This window comes from Vibrio algarum (assembly GCF_028204155.1).
Lineage (GTDB): Bacteria > Pseudomonadota > Gammaproteobacteria > Enterobacterales > Vibrionaceae > Vibrio > Vibrio algarum.
Window position 1 is genome coordinate 2,618,933 of sequence record NZ_JAQLOI010000001.1, and the last position, 16,208, is coordinate 2,635,140.

The 16,208-nt window shown below is 41.4% G+C and carries 13 protein-coding genes and 1 pseudogene; 3 read left to right on the forward strand and 11 right to left on the reverse strand.

Annotation, left to right across the window (positions count from 1 at the left end; translation table 11 throughout):
- Positions 1–22 precede the first annotated feature (22 nt).
- Complete coding sequence (locus PGX00_RS12210; RefSeq protein WP_272136796.1) at positions 23–2,857, reverse strand: DNA translocase FtsK; 2,835 nt, start codon at positions 2,855–2,857, stop codon at positions 23–25.
- A gap of 164 nt (positions 2,858–3,021) precedes the next feature.
- The gene (lrp, locus tag PGX00_RS12215) at positions 3,022–3,516 is read right to left on the reverse strand and encodes a leucine-responsive transcriptional regulator Lrp (protein ID WP_195702799.1); all 495 of its coding nucleotides are present in this window, start codon (positions 3,514–3,516) and stop codon (positions 3,022–3,024) included.
- Between the two features lie 156 nt (positions 3,517–3,672).
- Between lrp and ald the strand changes: the two genes are divergently transcribed.
- Positions 3,673–4,797 (forward strand): alanine dehydrogenase, encoded by a 1,125-nt coding sequence (gene ald, locus PGX00_RS12220; RefSeq protein WP_272136802.1) that lies wholly within the window; start codon positions 3,673–3,675, stop codon positions 4,795–4,797.
- A 239-nt stretch (positions 4,798–5,036) separates the two neighbouring features.
- Here ald and PGX00_RS12225 read toward each other — a convergent pair.
- Both PGX00_RS12225 and cysB read right to left on the reverse strand, forming a co-directional pair.
- Positions 5,037–6,238, reverse strand: a pseudogene (locus PGX00_RS12225) (methyltransferase).
- A 56-nt stretch (positions 6,239–6,294) separates the two neighbouring features.
- On the reverse strand, positions 6,295–7,269 hold the full coding sequence (cysB, locus tag PGX00_RS12230; RefSeq protein ID WP_272136804.1) for an HTH-type transcriptional regulator CysB: 975 nt from the start codon (positions 7,267–7,269) through the stop codon (positions 6,295–6,297).
- Between the two features lie 306 nt (positions 7,270–7,575).
- Here cysB and PGX00_RS12235 point away from each other — a divergent pair, with 306 nt between their 5' ends.
- Both PGX00_RS12235 and miaE read left to right on the forward strand, forming a co-directional pair.
- Positions 7,576–8,337, forward strand: a complete 762-nt coding sequence (locus PGX00_RS12235) for a DNA repair protein (protein WP_272136806.1) — start codon at positions 7,576–7,578, stop codon at positions 8,335–8,337.
- A 70-nt stretch (positions 8,338–8,407) separates the two neighbouring features.
- Complete coding sequence (gene miaE / locus PGX00_RS12240; protein ID WP_272138054.1) at positions 8,408–9,190, forward strand: tRNA isopentenyl-2-thiomethyl-A-37 hydroxylase MiaE; 783 nt, start codon at positions 8,408–8,410, stop codon at positions 9,188–9,190.
- Between the two features lie 396 nt (positions 9,191–9,586).
- Here the strand turns inward: miaE and pyrF are convergent, their stop codons facing one another.
- From pyrF to sohB, 7 genes are all read right to left on the reverse strand, one after another.
- Positions 9,587–10,285 (reverse strand): orotidine-5'-phosphate decarboxylase, encoded by a 699-nt coding sequence (pyrF, locus tag PGX00_RS12245; protein ID WP_272136808.1) that lies wholly within the window; start codon positions 10,283–10,285, stop codon positions 9,587–9,589.
- Positions 10,286–10,487: 202 nt separating this feature from the next.
- A complete protein-coding gene (gene lapB / locus PGX00_RS12250; RefSeq protein ID WP_272136810.1) occupies positions 10,488–11,657 on the reverse strand; it encodes a lipopolysaccharide assembly protein LapB in 1,170 nt (389 codons plus the stop codon).
- Between the two features lie 28 nt (positions 11,658–11,685).
- The gene (locus PGX00_RS12255) at positions 11,686–11,961 is read right to left on the reverse strand and encodes a LapA family protein (protein ID WP_272136812.1); all 276 of its coding nucleotides are present in this window, start codon (positions 11,959–11,961) and stop codon (positions 11,686–11,688) included.
- 130 nt (positions 11,962–12,091) lie between these two features.
- Positions 12,092–12,373, reverse strand: coding sequence for an integration host factor subunit beta (gene ihfB, locus PGX00_RS12260; protein ID WP_272136814.1), 282 nt, complete (start codon positions 12,371–12,373; stop codon positions 12,092–12,094).
- Between the two features lie 75 nt (positions 12,374–12,448).
- On the reverse strand, positions 12,449–14,122 hold the full coding sequence (gene rpsA, locus PGX00_RS12265; RefSeq protein ID WP_272136816.1) for a 30S ribosomal protein S1: 1,674 nt from the start codon (positions 14,120–14,122) through the stop codon (positions 12,449–12,451).
- 103 nt (positions 14,123–14,225) lie between these two features.
- A complete protein-coding gene (gene cmk, locus PGX00_RS12270) occupies positions 14,226–14,903 on the reverse strand; it encodes a (d)CMP kinase (protein ID WP_272136819.1) in 678 nt (225 codons plus the stop codon).
- Positions 14,904–15,125: 222 nt separating this feature from the next.
- Positions 15,126–16,187 carry a protease SohB gene (sohB, locus tag PGX00_RS12275; protein WP_272136821.1) on the reverse strand — a complete coding sequence of 354 codons (1,062 nt, stop codon included), beginning with the start codon at positions 16,185–16,187 and terminating at the stop codon, positions 15,126–15,128.
- Between the last annotated feature and the right edge of the window lie 21 nt (positions 16,188–16,208).

Here is a 16,208-nt window from a genome sequence, read left to right on the forward strand (position 1 = left end):
CTCACCTAAGTGAGCTTAGTTCCTATTCTTTAGGTGGCGCAGGAGCCAAAACTTCTCGGTTACCATTATGACCTGGAGCACTGACTATACCTTGTGCCTCTAGCTGCTCTATAATTCGTGCTGCTCGGTTGTATCCAATTTTGAAACGACGTTGAACACCAGAAACAGAGCCGCGACGACTGTGTACCACATGCTCGACCACCTGATCAAACAAAGGATCTACATCTTCATCGCTTTCCAAACTCTCACCGGGTAGCAAGGTATCTGGCGTTTGCTCGCCATTTATAATTTCTTCGATATAGTTAGGCTGACCTCTTGCTTTCCAATCGTTAACGACAGCATGCACATCATCATCTGAAGCGAAAGCACCATGTACACGAGTAGTATGGCTGGAGCCTGGAGGTAAATAGAGCATATCACCCATACCAAGTAGAGATTCAGCCCCTCCTTGATCAAGGATGGTTCTTGAATCTGTTTTTGTAGAAACCGTGAACGCTACTCGGGTAGGTATATTAGCTTTAATAAGGCCAGTAATAACGTCCACAGAAGGGCGTTGAGTGGCGAGAATTAAGTGAATACCGGCAGCTCGAGCTTTCTGAGCTAAGCGGGCGATTAACTCTTCTACTTTTTTACCGACCACCATGATTAGGTCGGCAAATTCGTCTACTACAACGACTATATATGGCAGCTTCTCAAGCAGTGGTGGAACTTGATCCATACTATCTCCGGCTTGCCACAGCGGGTCATGGATCGGGTGGCCTGCATCTGCTGCCATTTTTAATTTTTCGTTGAAGCCTTTTACATTACGTACACCTAGCGCAGACATCAGTTTATATCGACGCTCCATTTCACCAACACACCAACGCAGTGCATTAGAAGCGTCTTTCATGTCGGTAACCACTTCCGACAGAAGATGTGGAATGCCTTCGTAAATTGAAAGTTCCAGCATTTTAGGGTCAATCATGATGAAGCGCAGATCTTCTGGTTTTGCTTTATACAGCATACTCAAAATCATGACATTCACACCTACCGATTTACCAGAACCGGTTGTACCGGCGACCAGTACGTGAGGCATTTTAGCGATATCAGCGATAACCGCTTCACCCGCTATATCCTGCCCCATTACAACGGTAGTTGGAGAAGTAGACTCTTGGAAAATTTTGCTGTTTACCACATCAGAAAAATAAACGGTTTGGCGGGTAACATTTGGTAACTCAAGCCCTACATAAGGCTTACCCGGAATAACCTCTACAACCCTAACTGCCATTGCAGAAAGAGATCGCGCTAAATCCATGGATAAGCTAGAAATTCGACTTACTTTTACACCAGGGGCTAGATCTAACTCAAAACGAGTAATAACAGGGCCAGGGAAGATATCAACCACTCTGGCTTTAATTTTGTAATCTTCAAGTTTTGATTCAACTAAACGAGCTATTTCTTCCAGCGCTGCTCTGTCTATGTGGTTCTCACGCTTTTCTGGATGATAGAGAAGCTCTAACGTTGGTAGCGGTGTCGTAGGCACGGGGAGATTTGTCTGTTTTTGAACGAGAAATGGATTTTGTTCCCCCGCCATATTTTGTTGAGCTTCAGCAACCAGGTCTTGAAACGCTTTAACATCAACATCTCCTAGCTCATCTGCGGCTACATCGTCGCTCTCATCAATGACAACTTCTTCTGCTGTATTTTCTTGAGCTAGTGTGTTTTCTTGAACTTCAACCGGTTCTGTTACGTCTTGCGATAGACTTAGTTCAGTGGTAGTCACTGTAGGGGTATAGCTCGGTTCTGCTATTTCATCATCCATTAGATGATCAAGTGCTTCTTTTGATATCGAGGGCTCAATTTTTTCTTCAGCAACTACGTTATTAACGATAGAGTTAAACGAGCTCGGTGTATCTAACGTAACATCATTAGATATTGGCTGAGCAGTTTGATTCAATATAGGCAGATCATTGTGATCTTGCGCTTCTTGTTCTAGCTCTTCAATAGTCAAATTTAGTAGCTGAGAACGATTTGACTCTTGAGTCTCTTCGTTCGTCGGTGACACTTCTTCGCTCTCTTTAGGAATATGTATATTATACCGGCGTTGCTGACTCTCTTTTTCCTCGTCGGATATAAATCGGTGCTCGAATGGAGTGTCGACCTCATGCCCCTCGTCAACGGACAATTCTTCAACCTGAGCTTCACTGATAGATTGCAGAGTTTCTTTTGGTGAGCCACGAAGCTTATTAATACCCCATGTCAAAACACTTATAAAGCCAGAACCTAACCCTTCAACAACCGATAGCCAAGAGATTCCAGTCAAAAGTGTAAGACCTGCCCCCCACAAAAATAGAAAGACAATCGTAGTGCCTAAAAGGTTGAGCGTTGGTAGAGAAAGGCTGGTGAGAACATCTCCAATAATCCCACCGGATGAGAAATACCAAATATCATCAAAGTTGATATCAGCTAATCCGCAACTGGTAAGAATAACCAAACTTAGACCGAGAATTCGCGTCCCCCAAAGCATTAGATCGATAGGGTCATTCTCATCTCGTTTTCTAAAAAATCCCCATGTAGAGGCACCAATAACAACTGGCAAAGAATAAGCTAATGATCCAAAAGCAAAAAACAAGGTATCTGCGAACCATGCCCCTAACATACCTGCAGCATTATTCACCTCATTACCCCATGAAGTTTGGGACCAAGAAGGATCTGCAGGGTTAAAGCTATACAGAGATATAGCTAAAAAAATAGCGGTAAGAGTACCAAAAATAAAGCAACACTCTCTAAGACGTTGAAATCCACTTAGACGACGTTGATTACTTTCATCTCCGGTTTTGATGATAGTTTGAACTTTGTTTTTTTGCTCTTTGAACATAGAATTTTACTGACTTTATAAAACAGCCCGAGCGGCCATAGCCGCTCGAATAATAAGTGATTAGATATCATTAACTCAATTTAATCATATCACCAGTAAAAACCCAATCTATAGAAAGCCTTAATTTGACACTAATCCAGACTTAAGGCTTTCTAAAATCACGATTATCGAGTTTGAATTACTAACTGATTTGATTGCTTAACTTCTTCCATTACAACGTAAGTACGAGTGTCGTTGACACCTGGTAATCGTAATAGAGTATCCCCGAGCAGTTTACGATATGCACTCATATCGGATACTCGCGTTTTAAGAAGGTAATCAAAATCACCCGATACAAGATGACATTCTTGGATGTCATCCAGTTTTTGAACGGCGGTATTAAACTGTTCAAATACATCTGGTGCTCCACGATTCAATGTAATCTCTACAAACACAAGTAAAGACGCATCCAAATATTGTGGGTTTAATAATGCGGTATAACCGATGATATACCCTTGTCGTTCCAATCGACGAACACGCTCCAAGCACGGGGTAGGAGAAAGACCTACTCGCTTAGACAGTTCTACATTTGAAATACGACCATCCTTCTGCAATTCATTTAAGATATTGCGATCGATGCGATCTAGTTCCTTGGACGGCTTTTTGTAGTTGTCTGCCATTTTTTATTCCACCTTTTAACTTCCCTGCAAAAAAATATACTACAACTTGGTAATATTCAGAATCAAATTTTATATTATACACTTTATACTAGAGGTATATTTTGGACTTTTACTAAAAACCCAGTCATTACAACCACAAATCAAAAAGGAGTTAGCATGATTATCGGAGTACCTAAGGAAATCAAAAACCACGAGTATCGTGTGGGTATGATCCCAGCAAATGTGAGAGAACTAATTTCACATGGTCACCAAGTTTACGTTGAGACCAATGCTGGTTCAGGTATCGGCTTTTCAGACGATGATTACATCGCTGTAGGCGCATCCATTCTTCCTACTGCTTCTGACGTATTCGCTAAAGCAGAAATGATTGTAAAGGTAAAAGAACCTCAATCTGTGGAGCGTGCAATGCTCCGTGAAGGGCAAATATTGTTCACTTATTTACACCTTGCACCAGATTTTCCACAGACAGAAGAGCTTATCAAGAGCAAAGCCGTCTGTATAGCCTATGAGACTGTAACAGATTATATGGGTCGTCTGCCACTATTAGCACCAATGTCTGAAGTTGCAGGACGAATGTCTATTCAAGCTGGAGCACAAACTTTAGAAAAATCTCATGGTGGTCGTGGCCTTTTACTTGGTGGGGTTCCAGGTGTTGAGCCTGCAAAAGTCGTGATATTAGGTGGCGGAGTAGTTGGTTCGAATGCGGCTAGAATGGCTGTAGGTATGCGTGCAGACGTAACTATTCTAGACAGAAACATTGATACTTTGCGTCGATTAGATGAAGAGTTCCAAGGACGTGCAAAAGTTGTTTATTCTACAGTTGATGCCTTAGAGAAGCATATTCTAGAAGCTGACCTTGTCATCGGTGCCGTCCTTATCCCTGGTGCTGCGGCTCCTAAACTCGTCACACAAGAACATATTTCTAAAATGAAACCAGGTGCAGCGGTTGTTGACGTAGCAATTGATCAAGGAGGGTGCTTTGAAACCTCTCATGCAACCACTCATGCAGACCCTACTTATATAATCGACGACGTTGTGCACTATTGTGTTGCTAATATGCCCGGTGCTGTCGCAAGAACGTCTACTTTCGCACTTAACAATGCCACCTTACCCTACATCCTGAAACTAGCAGACAAAGGTTATAGAGAAGCACTACTCAGTGATGAAGGATTCTTGGATGGACTTAATGTTATCCATGGTAAAGTGACATGTAAGGAAGTAGCAGAGAGTTTTGACCTAGAATATGTAGATGCAAAATCTGCAATAGAAATGTTTAATTAGGCTGAAAACCTCGGTTTATTTCAGCATCGGCTTTCAATATGACCTATCCTGTTGAAAGTCAGCTGTAACCTACGAAAGTGGGAATCTATTAATTAAGATTCGCACTTTCACGGGAATGGCGCAGCTGGTGGGAATGGCGCGAGTGACAGAATTAGTAGGCGTTAAGGGACTCACCACCATTGCACAACAAAGCCAGATTCTAATATTAATTGGAGGTAAACCTAGCCTTCTAGGTACGCTTACCGCTTTACAGCGTGGATAATAATATTCCTTGGTGTTACAGACCTTTCGCAAAACTCAGCGACGCTAACCAGATAGCCTTTCTGTTGTAGATATAATGCTCTGTCATAAACAAGCCACAGTTCTATACCACGCCTAAATATCTGTTGAAGTAAACTTAAGCGCTCCATTTGCCAAAATCTCTTTTCTGCTTCTTTTTCCCATTTTTCCCAAAAAAGACCATTCACCTCTGGTAAGGTAATGCCCTTCGCTTTAGCCGCCCAACAGCAAAAATGCTCAAACCCTTCTGAAAGCATCGATTTTTTAATACTGGGTATAGAAACATACCCTTCTATACCAAGCACATCCTTTAATATCAGATCCAGACCTAATCGATAACGCATCTCTTGCTCTCTGTGCCTTGAGACTCTTTTTCCCCCGTCACTGTCTCTTGCAAAGGAATGCGTAATTCTGCTTTACTCAAATTAAGTGTAGATAGCAACCCTTGCTCTGAAAGTGGCTGATATCTCTCATTTTCAATCAGGTGATAACAGCAAGGAGAAACAGAAATAGCTTGGCTACCTACATCACTAGCGTGTTGAATCAATCTAACGTGAAGATCACCGCATGCATGCAATGCAACAACATGTTGTTTTGACGTCACAACATTTTTAGCGCTTTCTGATAAAGCATCCCCTTGAATAAATGTCATGGGAAGTGATTTGTTCAATGCTTCTTTTTGCCCTATATCACAAAGCGATTTTTGCCACTCAAAACTTACCACCGGGTGAAGAGAGTTTGATGCTAATATGCGCCCCAGGTATCCTTTACCTGAGCACCACTCTAACCACTGCGTGCCTTGATGATGCGCTAACGCAAAGCTTCCCATAGAGACGATCTGTTTTAGTTTTCGGCCAGGGATCCCAGAGTCGAGCCCTCTTTCCAACGAAACCAAATCTTGATTAATCGTCGGTAGTGAAACAAGCCTTTGCAACTCTTCTGCTTGAGTGAATAGTGGTGCAATATCATTTAGTAATTCTGAAAATGAAGATTTATATCGCTGAATTCGCTCAGGAGATAATTCCATAAGCCATTGGCATAATTCAGGGTAGTCGTTAAACCATGGTAGTTTAGGTTGTAGGCTTTGATGAAATGGTTCAAATCGCCAAAGAGATTCATTTTGTTGAAGTGTCTTCTCTAGCTGGTTAAATATAGCCTGCATGATTCCCCCTATCGCTGCAAAACGAATTGTAGGGTGAATCATGCAAAAAGAAATGCTTAACGCATTGGCAGATCGATATCCCTAAACATCTCTTCAATTTCTACGTTATTTCTTAAGGAAATGGCTTGCTCTACAACTGGCCGTGTTAGATGAGGGGCAAAACGCTCCATAAAATCAAACATATAGGCTCGTAAAAAAGTTCCACGCCTAAAACCTATACTCGTCGTACTAGAACCAAATATATGACTAGCATCTATGACAACTAAATCGGTATCCTGAACTTGATCGATAGCCATACTTGCAATAACACCAACACCAATACCCATTCGAACATAGGTTTTTATGACGTCGGCATCTGTAGCTGTAAAGACAATTTTTGGTGTTAAACCTGCTGTATCAAAGGCGGTATCCAGTTCTGATCGGCCTGTAAAGCCAAACACATAGGTAACCAAAGAATAGGCTGCGAGGTCTTCAATCGACACCGATGTTTTTTGTGCTAAAGGATGGTCTCTTGTCACTACAATAGAACGATTCCAATGATAACAAGGCAGCATGATTGCATCTTGATATAGATGTAACGCCTCGGTAGCAATAGCAAAATTCGCCGTTCCTTTCGCAACCGCTTCTGACATCTGAGAAGGAGTTCCTTGATGCATATGCAAGGAGACTTTAGGGTACCGGGCGGTAAAACCCTTGATAACGTCAGGTAAAGCATAACGGGCTTGTGTATGAGTCGTTGAGATATTTAACGTCCCCATTTCTGGGTTAGTATGTTCACCTGCGACCGATTTGATGCCTTCGACACGTGAGAGAATTTCCCGAGAAATTCTTACAATATCTAGACCTGCCGTTGTTACCTGAGTTAAGTGCTTGCCACTACGCTCAAATATTTGAATACCTAACTCGTCTTCCAATAAGCGTACTTGTTTGCTGATACCTGGTTGAGAAGTATAGAGACTCTCAGCTGTAGCGGATACATTCAGATTATGATTCACTACTTCAACGATATACCTCAGCTGTTGTAACTTCATTTTGCTACCTGTATTCCTTTACCATCTAACGTTATAATCAAAGGTTATAAATAATAGTTATAACGTTTAATCATAAAAATTGATAGCGAAAAAGCATACCAAGAAGCAGAATCTTTCGTAGGATTAAAAGCTTATTGGTTCTTTTTTGTAATCGAACACACACTTTTAGTCGACAGTTGCCGATTTTCATTACGAATAAGTAAGATAGCGTTAATAATTATGGAATCCGTCAATACGGCTATAGCCGCCCTGTAGAATAGTGTATGCTATCTGCAGCTTATTTCTCCATCGAATAGATATAACTTTATGAATATTGGTTTAATTGTTGTTCTTGTTGCAATATTACTGGTTCTGGTGATCGGTTATAACGTTATGTTGCAATATAATGCAAAAATCGAATCCTCCAGAAGGGTCGAATCGGCGCGCTATCTCGCCATTATAGATGCCACCGAAGATCTTATTGGTAATGCTCATCATTTACCCTACAGTCAGGATTTACTCATCTGTTTAAATAGCCGTATTTTAGATGCGTTAGAAAGCATGTTTATGCTTGACCAAAAAAACAAGCAACTTGCTCAGCGTATTGAAAACATGAAAAATCAGATTCAAACCCTGCGAGATAATTACGCTGGTGGAGAAAGTACGACATTCAAGGTTCCTACAAGTGATAAACAAGCAATCATAATGTTGAAACTTGTTAAGCGTCTGAAAGATACTATCCGTAGTGAACATAATAAGGGCCGTTTCAATACCCAAAGCTACGTTGCTGAAAATGCTCGATTGGAAACCATTCAAATCCGCATAAATATTGAAAATGTCGTCAAACGAGCCAACGAAGCGATTGTCCGTGGGCAATTAGGCACAGCGCGTCAACTGCTAAAAAAAGCAATCGATGTGTTAATGTCTAAAAATGACGCATACTCCAATCAAGCCCGTGAAAAATTACAAGGCATGTTAGATAAGTTAGATAAAAATAAGAAAGACACAAACGCAAATAATCTCGCGCAGGAAGAAAAAGAACGCGATAATGATATGGAAGCGTTATTTGGTGAGAAGAAAAAGTGGTAATAATGTCACTTTAGACTCTGTTTATAAGGTCGCATTCGCGGCCTTTTTTATACAAAATATATGGCAAGACATGAATAGTAACACGACAATACAGCGACTACTTGACCCTATTCATCTGTTTTTGCAGTGCGGAACACCACAAGAATGGATCGATGCTGCCAGAAAGCCTGAGAACCTTAAAACTATCTTACTTGATCACTTACTATGTGAGCTAAAAGCGGGACAGTCGGCTATGTTTTTAATAAGGAAGTATGCCGTAGATAATCAGAGCGCGTCTGTTTTACTGGAATGGTTTAAACCTTATGAAGATTTTGCCTATCGCAAGGTGGGTAATTCAACCACACTAAAAGGTCAAAGTAATATCACTAAGGCTATTATGGCCAAATCAGACTCTCCCTATAGCCAAGACCTCATCGATAAGATGGTTTTGTTGATCAAAGAAGAATTACATCATTTTTATCAAGTATTAGAAATCATGGAAAAAAGGGGCATCAAATATGAGACGATTGGCGCTAGCCGATATGCTAAAGGCTTATTATCTGCAGTAAGAACATACGAACCTTATGCTCTTGTCGACAAACTGATTATAGGCGCTTATATCGAAGCACGTTCTTGCGAACGATTTGCTAAACTAGCACCTCATCTTGATAAAGACTTAGAGCAATTTTATGTCTCCTTGTTACGTTCTGAAGCACGCCATTACCAAGATTACCTTACTTTAGCTGAGCAAATCGCAGAGGAAGATATTTCCGAACGAGTGAAAGCGTTAGGGGTTATCGAAGCGAACCTTATCTCTTCACCTGACAAGGACTTTAAGTTCCATAGTGGAAAGCCTGTGAGTCTTGAGTCTTGAGTCTTGAGTCTTGAGTCTTGAGTCTTGAGTCTTGAGTCTTGAGTCTTGAGTCTTGAGTCTTGAGTCTTGAGTCTTGAGTCTTGAGTCTTGAGTCTTGAGTCTTGAGTCTTGAGTCTTGAGTCTTGAGTCTTGAGTCTTGAGTCTTGAGTCTTGAGTCTTGAGTCTTGAGTCTTGAGTCTTGAGTCTTGAGTCTTGAGTCTTGAGTCTTGAGTCTTGAGTCTTGAGTCTTGAGTCTTGAGTCTTGAGTCTTGAGTCTTGAGTCTTGAGTCTTGAGTAAAAAAATAGCTTTTAAAAACACCAATGCAAATGTTTTTTCAAGATTCGAGAAGCGAAGCGCTCAAGATTCAATTTCTTTCAAAAAGCGAAGCGCTCAAGATTCAAGAACTTTGATCAATCTTAAACAATCAACGTTTTATTTATCTCTGTAAGCATTGCGGCTGGGTCTTTCGCTTGTGTAATAGGTCGACCTATAACTAAATAGTCAGAGCCAGCTTTAACCGCCTCTGCTGGCGTCATAATTCGCTTTTGATCTCCAACAGCGCTACCCGCTGGGCGAATACCTGGTGTAACCAACTTAAACTCATTGCCTAAAGTAGATTTAAGCATTGAAGATTCTTGTGCCGAACATACAACACCATCTAAACCACTATTTTGAGATAATTGAGCAAGGCGCATTACTTGCTGCTGAGGCTCTATATCCAAACCAATACCAACAAGATCAGAACGTTCCATACTCGTTAATACAGTCACCCCTATCAATAAAGGCCTTTCTTTCCCATAAGGTTCTAATATCTCACGAGAAGCCGACATCATTTTCTCTCCGCCACTGGCATGCACATTCACCATCCAAACACCCAGTTCTGCGGCAGCTCTTACTGCTTTTGAACAAGTATTTGGAATATCGTGAAATTTGAGATCAAGAAACACAGAGAAACCACGTTTATGTAATTCTTTTACAAACTGTGGTCCATATAAAGTAAACATCTCTTTGCCTACTTTAAGACGACAGGAATTGGGATCGATTTTATCGATAAAGGCTAATGCATCAACTTGATTGTCATAATCCAGAGCCACAATAACTTTTTGATCCAGCATTTTCTCTCCTACTATTATTCAAAAAAACCTCCAAGTTTGGAGGTAATACTAATTACATTAATGGTGTGAGCAAAATGAACTCGATTCCGTAAACCGCTTAAGGGATCATGCTTCGTCTTCCTCACGAAACTGGGGTTCTAATCTCACACTAATTCCCGTTTTCACAGGAATGATGAAAACTGCATCAGAATCATCGGTTTCATTACTCTCCATCAAGCCCACGGATTGGCTTAATGGTTCCCCACCCTTTACAAGATGGACAGTGCCAATAAAGTGCGTGGGTAGAAAAGCCACATTTTCTACAACGATAGTGCGGCTTTGTTTTAAGCTGCTCACCGACAAGTGAGCGTAACGTCGTTAAGCTATCTTTAGCTCGTCCTTCTTCGGCCTCAGCGAGATGATAATCCATTAAACGGTGAAAGCCTTTCATGGTTGGGTTTCGTACTAACTGACGCGTTAATAAGGTCTGTGCAGAGGCAAAACCTTCATGATGCGCAACCAATTGGGCCAACATTAATTCAGCAGAAACACCCGCTTTCTTCTCTATGCATTTTCGAAGAAACTCTACCAATTTATCTTCTTGCCCAATGTGGTGATAGCATTCGGCTAAGGTTTCAAGGACTTCACTGACAAAATCCGTATCTTGGTCCAGCACCATCTCCATATACTTGATGGTACTTTTATAGTCTTCATTTTCTAGATAAAGTTTGCCCAAAGAAATACTTGCTCGTACACACTTAGGGTCTTCGGATAACGCTCTTTTAAAATAGAGAACGGCTTTAGATGTATCTTCTTCCGCTTGTTCAAGCAATGCTAGTTCGCACCAGAAATGAGCAATATTCGCCGTCATACGCTTACGTCCAAGCTTCACTAACGCTGTTGCATACTTGATCGCATTATCCCACTCGCGCGTCTGTTGATAAATACTCACTAATTGAGTTAATGCGGCTTCTCTATGGGAGGGCTCTTCAACCAATTGTTCAAATATTTTTTCTGCACGGTCTAAAAAACCTGACACCATATAATCTTTCGCTAACTGTTGCAGTGCGAGATTTTTTTGATCTATTGTGAGGTTTTTTCTGGAAATAAGATTTTGGTGGATTCGAATTGCTCGATCTACTTCCCCTCGTGATCGGAACAAATTACCGAGCGCTAAGTGGGTATCAATCGTTTCAGCATCAACTTGAAGTAGTTCAATAAAGTGATCTACGGCTTTGTCTGATTGATCAGACAATAACAAGTTTAACCCCGTTACGTATTGACGGGATATTTGATGAGATTGATCTTGCTTATCATGCCGTGCACTTCTATTACCCATGTACCAGCCATAGGCAGCAGCAATTGGCAATAATAAGAAGAGTAGTTCAAGCATCGGTGCTTACCGCTACGCTATATCGCCACTAAGCTTTCGACTCTACTGGAAGCTGATTCGCTGTAGACTTTTTCAATTTTCGGTTTAAGCGGCGAATAGTTAACTGGGACTTTAACTGCATGCTTCCTACAATTAGCCAAGCTAGTGCAAAACCTGCAACAAAAACAACACCTAACAATGTAGATAGATGAAATTCACCTTGTGCTAAAAGATAGTTAAAAGAGACGACTTCTTGGTTTTGCGCACCTAATGCTAATGCTACAAGAAAAAGTGCAATGACTAGAATCGTTTTTATAATTTTCATGACTCACTACTCCAGATATTTCGCTAACTTCTGATTATGCAGTAATTTGAGACCACAAACCATCAGAAACAGGTATAAAAAAGCGGCATATGAAAATATGCCGCTTTTTTATAACTCTAAACTGGTAAAACTAGTTAATATCTACGCGTTCACGCAGTTCTTTACCTGGTTTGAAATGAGGGACATATTTGCCTTCAAGTTCAACTTTATCACCTGTTTTAGGGTTACGACCTACACGAGGTTCACGATAATGCAATGAGAAACTACCAAAGCCGCGAATCTCAATTCTATCTCCACTTTCCAAGGTAGAAGCCATATGCTCTAAGATATCCTTTACAGCGTCTTCTATCTCTTTCGCAGAAAGGTGAGTTTGTTCAGCACAGAGTCTTTCTATTAGTTCAGACTTAGTCATATTTACCCTCATCACATTTTCAAAAACGTCAAATCATAAAAAAGGGAGCCAAAAGGCTCCCTAATTGCGATTATATTACTCGCCTTTAGCAGCCTTGAAAGCATCTGCCATAGCATTTGTGAACCCGCTATTATCTTCTTGCTTGTTCACTGATGCCATTGCTTCTTGCTCATCAGCTTCGTCCTTCGCTTTAACAGAAAGGTTAACTACGCGGTTCTTACGGTCAACGCCCGTGAACTTCGCTTCAACACTATCGCCTACGCTTAGGATTAGAGATGCATCTTCAACACGGTCACGTGATACTTCAGAAACACGGATGTAGCCTTCAACGCCCTCTGCAATTTCAAGTGTAGCACCTTTTGCGTCAACTGCAGTAACTGTAGCATTAACTAGGATGCCTTTCTTGTTATCAGCAACGAATGCGTTGAACGGGTCATTTTCCATTTGCTTAACGCCAAGAGAAATACGTTCACGCTCTGCATCAACTGCAAGAACAACAGCAGAGATTTCATCGCCTTTCTTATAATCACGTACCGCATCTTCTCCTGCAACATTCCAAGAGATATCAGATAGGTGAACAAGACCGTCGATGCCGCCGTCAAGACCGATAAAGATACCAAAGTCAGTGATAGACTTGATCTTACCAGTTACTTTATCGCCTTTAGCTTGCGCTTCAGCGAATGACTGCCAAGGGTTTGCTTTACATTGCTTAAGACCTAGAGAGATACGACGACGTTCTTCGTCAATCTCAAGAACCATAACTTCAGCTTCATCGCCTACGTTAACCACTTTAGATGGGTGGATGTTCTTGTTAGTCCAATCCATTTCTGAAACGTGTACTAGACCTTCTACGCCTTCTTCGATTTCAACGAAGCAACCGTAGTCAGTTAGATTAGTAACACGACCTGTTAGTTTGTGACCTTCAGGGTAACGCTTAGCGATTGCTACCCATGGATCTTCGCCTAGTTGCTTAAGACCTAGTGATACGCGAGTACGCTCACGGTCGAACTTAAGAACTTTAACTAGGATTTCATCACCAACGTTTACGATCTCAGATGGGTGCTTAACACGCTTCCAAGCCATATCAGTGATGTGAAGTAGGCCATCTACGCCGCCAAGGTCAACGAATGCACCGTAGTCAGTAAGGTTCTTAACGATACCTTTAACTTCGCTACCTTCTTGAAGTGTTTCAAGAAGCTCGTCACGCTCAACACTGTTTTCAGATTCGATAACAGCACGGCGAGAAACAACAACGTTGTTACGTTTTTGATCTAGCTTAATTACTTTGAACTCTAGCTCTTTGTTCTCTAGGTGAGCAGTGTCGCGGATTGGGCGAACATCTACTAGTGAACCAGGTAAGAACGCACGGATACCGTTTAGTTCTACAGTGAAACCACCTTTAACTTTACCGTTAATGATACCAATAACAGTTTCAGCTTCTTCGTATGCTTTCTCAAGAACGATCCACGCTTCGTGACGCTTAGCTTTCTCACGAGAAAGTTGAGTTTCACCAAAGCCATCTTCAACAGCATCAAGTGCTACGTCGATTTCTGTACCAATTTCAACTTCAAGTTCGCCAGCAGCGTTCTTGAATTGCTCTGCTGGGATAGCAGATTCTGATTTTAGGCCAGCATCAACAAGAACGAAACCGTTCTCGATAGCAACTACAGTACCTTTAACAATAGTACCTGGGCGAAATTCTAGTTCGTTTAGAGACTCTTCAAAGAGTTGAGCGAAAGATTCAGTCATTAATTTGATCTTCAATTATTAAACTTCCACGGGCATCCTACCGCGTGGGGTTGATAAAATAGTCAGTCATCATCCTTGCGACCGACCTCCTATTGCCTCTTAATTAAGACAATTTAGATTCGATATATTCAAGCGCCTGATTAACCACTTCACCTATAGAAAGTGTTGTAGAATCAAGCACTAATGCGCCATCAGCAGGTCGTAACGGAGCCACCGCACGGTTGCGGTCTCTGTCATCACGTTCCTGAATCTCGCGTAAAAGGTGGTCAAATTTAACACTTAACCCCTTAGCTTGCAACTGCTTAAGGCGTCTGTCTGCCCTTTCTTCAGCCGTTGCATCAAGGAAGATTTTCACTTCAGCATTCGGGAATACAACAGTGCCCATATCACGTCCATCAGCCACCAAACCTTGTTCTGTGCTAAATGAGCGTTGTCGGCGTAGTAAAGCCTCACGCACTCGTGGTAATGCAGCAACTTTTGAGGCCGCTGTACCGGTCTCTTCTTTACGAAGTTCAGAGGAAACGTCCTCTCCTTCTAAAATAACCTTAACTAAATCACCTTCAGCAATAAACTGTACGTCTAAATGCGTTGCTAAAGGCACTAATGCTTCTTCTGATTCCGTATTAACGCCATGGTGAATAGCCGCTAGAGCTAACACCCGATATATTGCGCCAGAATCTAATAAATGAAATCCAAGTTTTTCAGCTAGCAACATACATAGTGTGCCTTTACCTGCACCACTAGGTCCATCCACAGTTACAACCGGTGTCTTCGAAGACATTCATTACTCCAATTTTTTAGTTAGTCGTAATTCTATCAATATAGAACCACTTTTATCGGCGACATATTATAGGTTGAAATGGAGCTTGTAGCGAGGAAAGAAAGAAGAAAAATTAAAATTTGCTCATTAAAAGTGGGTCAAGCGAATGCCTTGTTAACCCACATAATAAGCACTATCAACTATGACGCTTATCTATAATTTACCGATGTAAACTATAAAACGTTAAACTATCGGTCTTTGTCCACGAGACAACCATTTCATCAATAAATGGTCTGCTGCTTCACCACCAATTCCCGCAAGTTTGTCTGCCATTTTTTTCTTTTGTACATAGCGAACAGAAAGTACCGTTTTCTCTTTACATGCAGCAACGACAATATCATCAGATGTACTGATTTCATCCACTAAACCCAATGCTTGGGCCTGTGTACCAAACCAATGCTCACCTGTTGCTACTTTTTCTAAATCGAGTGCAGGACGACGTTCATGAATGAAATCTTTGAATAGTCCATGCGTCTCTTCAAGTTCTACTTTAAATTTATCGCGTGCTTTGTCGGTATTTTCGCCAAACATTGTCAATGTGCGCTTGTATTCACCAGCGGTAAGCTGTTCAAATTCTATATCGTGCTTTTTAAGTAGCTTATTAAAATTTGGTAATTGAGCAATAACCCCAATTGAGCCTACAATTGCAAAGGGAGCCGATACAATCTTGTCACCAATGCACGCCATCATATAACCACCACTCGCAGCCACTTTATCAACCGAGATAGTCAATGGAATATTTGCCGCTTTAATGCGATCAAGCTGTGACGACGCAAGCCCATATCCGTGCACCATACCACCACCAGATTCAAGGCGTAATAAAACTTCATCCCCTTCTCTGGCTACAGACAAAATCGCTGTGACTTCTTCACGCAATGACGCTACTTCTTTCGCATCGATGCTGCCATTAAAGTCCACTACAAACAGGTGGGCTTCACGCGTTGTCTCCAACGCCCCCTCTTTCACTGCTTTTTTAACTTCTTTATTTCGTGATTTTGCTTTCTCTTTTTCCGCTTTCTTTTCCGCTTTATCACGCTCTTTTATAAAGGTCCCATCATGCAAATGATGCTCCATCACTTCGATGTTATCTTTGTGTCTCTCGGTTAGGTTGGTAATCTCTAACTCACCTTTCGGACCACCTTGTTTCCCACCGACCGCTTTTGCAACCACTAAAATAGCAATAACTGCTACCACAAAAGTCGCAATCTTGGCCAAAAATAGACCATAGTCCAACAAAAATTCCAATCTAGTATCCCCAATTATTTC

What these genes read in the sequence shown, in the direction of transcription:
- lapB (WP_272136810.1), bottom strand. Translation starts at nt 11,657, where the DNA reads ATGCTTGAACTACTCTTCTTATTATTGCCAATTGCTGCTGCCTATGGC.
- ihfB (WP_272136814.1), bottom strand. Translation starts at nt 12,373, where the DNA reads ATGACTAAGTCTGAACTAATAGAAAGACTCTGTGCTGAACAAACTCAC.
- PGX00_RS12255 (WP_272136812.1), bottom strand. Translation starts at nt 11,961, where the DNA reads ATGAAAATTATAAAAACGATTCTAGTCATTGCACTTTTTCTTGTAGCA.
- lrp (WP_195702799.1), bottom strand. Translation starts at nt 3,516, where the DNA reads ATGGCAGACAACTACAAAAAGCCGTCCAAGGAACTAGATCGCATCGAT.
- miaE (WP_272138054.1), top strand. Translation starts at nt 8,408, where the DNA reads ATGAATAGTAACACGACAATACAGCGACTACTTGACCCTATTCATCTG.
- cysB (WP_272136804.1), bottom strand. Translation starts at nt 7,269, where the DNA reads ATGAAGTTACAACAGCTGAGGTATATCGTTGAAGTAGTGAATCATAAT.
- PGX00_RS12210 (WP_272136796.1), bottom strand. Translation starts at nt 2,857, where the DNA reads ATGTTCAAAGAGCAAAAAAACAAAGTTCAAACTATCATCAAAACCGGA.
- rpsA (WP_272136816.1), bottom strand. Translation starts at nt 14,122, where the DNA reads ATGACTGAATCTTTCGCTCAACTCTTTGAAGAGTCTCTAAACGAACTA.
- cmk (WP_272136819.1), bottom strand. Translation starts at nt 14,903, where the DNA reads ATGTCTTCGAAGACACCGGTTGTAACTGTGGATGGACCTAGTGGTGCA.
- ald (WP_272136802.1), top strand. Translation starts at nt 3,673, where the DNA reads ATGATTATCGGAGTACCTAAGGAAATCAAAAACCACGAGTATCGTGTG.
- PGX00_RS12235 (WP_272136806.1), top strand. Translation starts at nt 7,576, where the DNA reads ATGAATATTGGTTTAATTGTTGTTCTTGTTGCAATATTACTGGTTCTG.
- pyrF (WP_272136808.1), bottom strand. Translation starts at nt 10,285, where the DNA reads ATGCTGGATCAAAAAGTTATTGTGGCTCTGGATTATGACAATCAAGTT.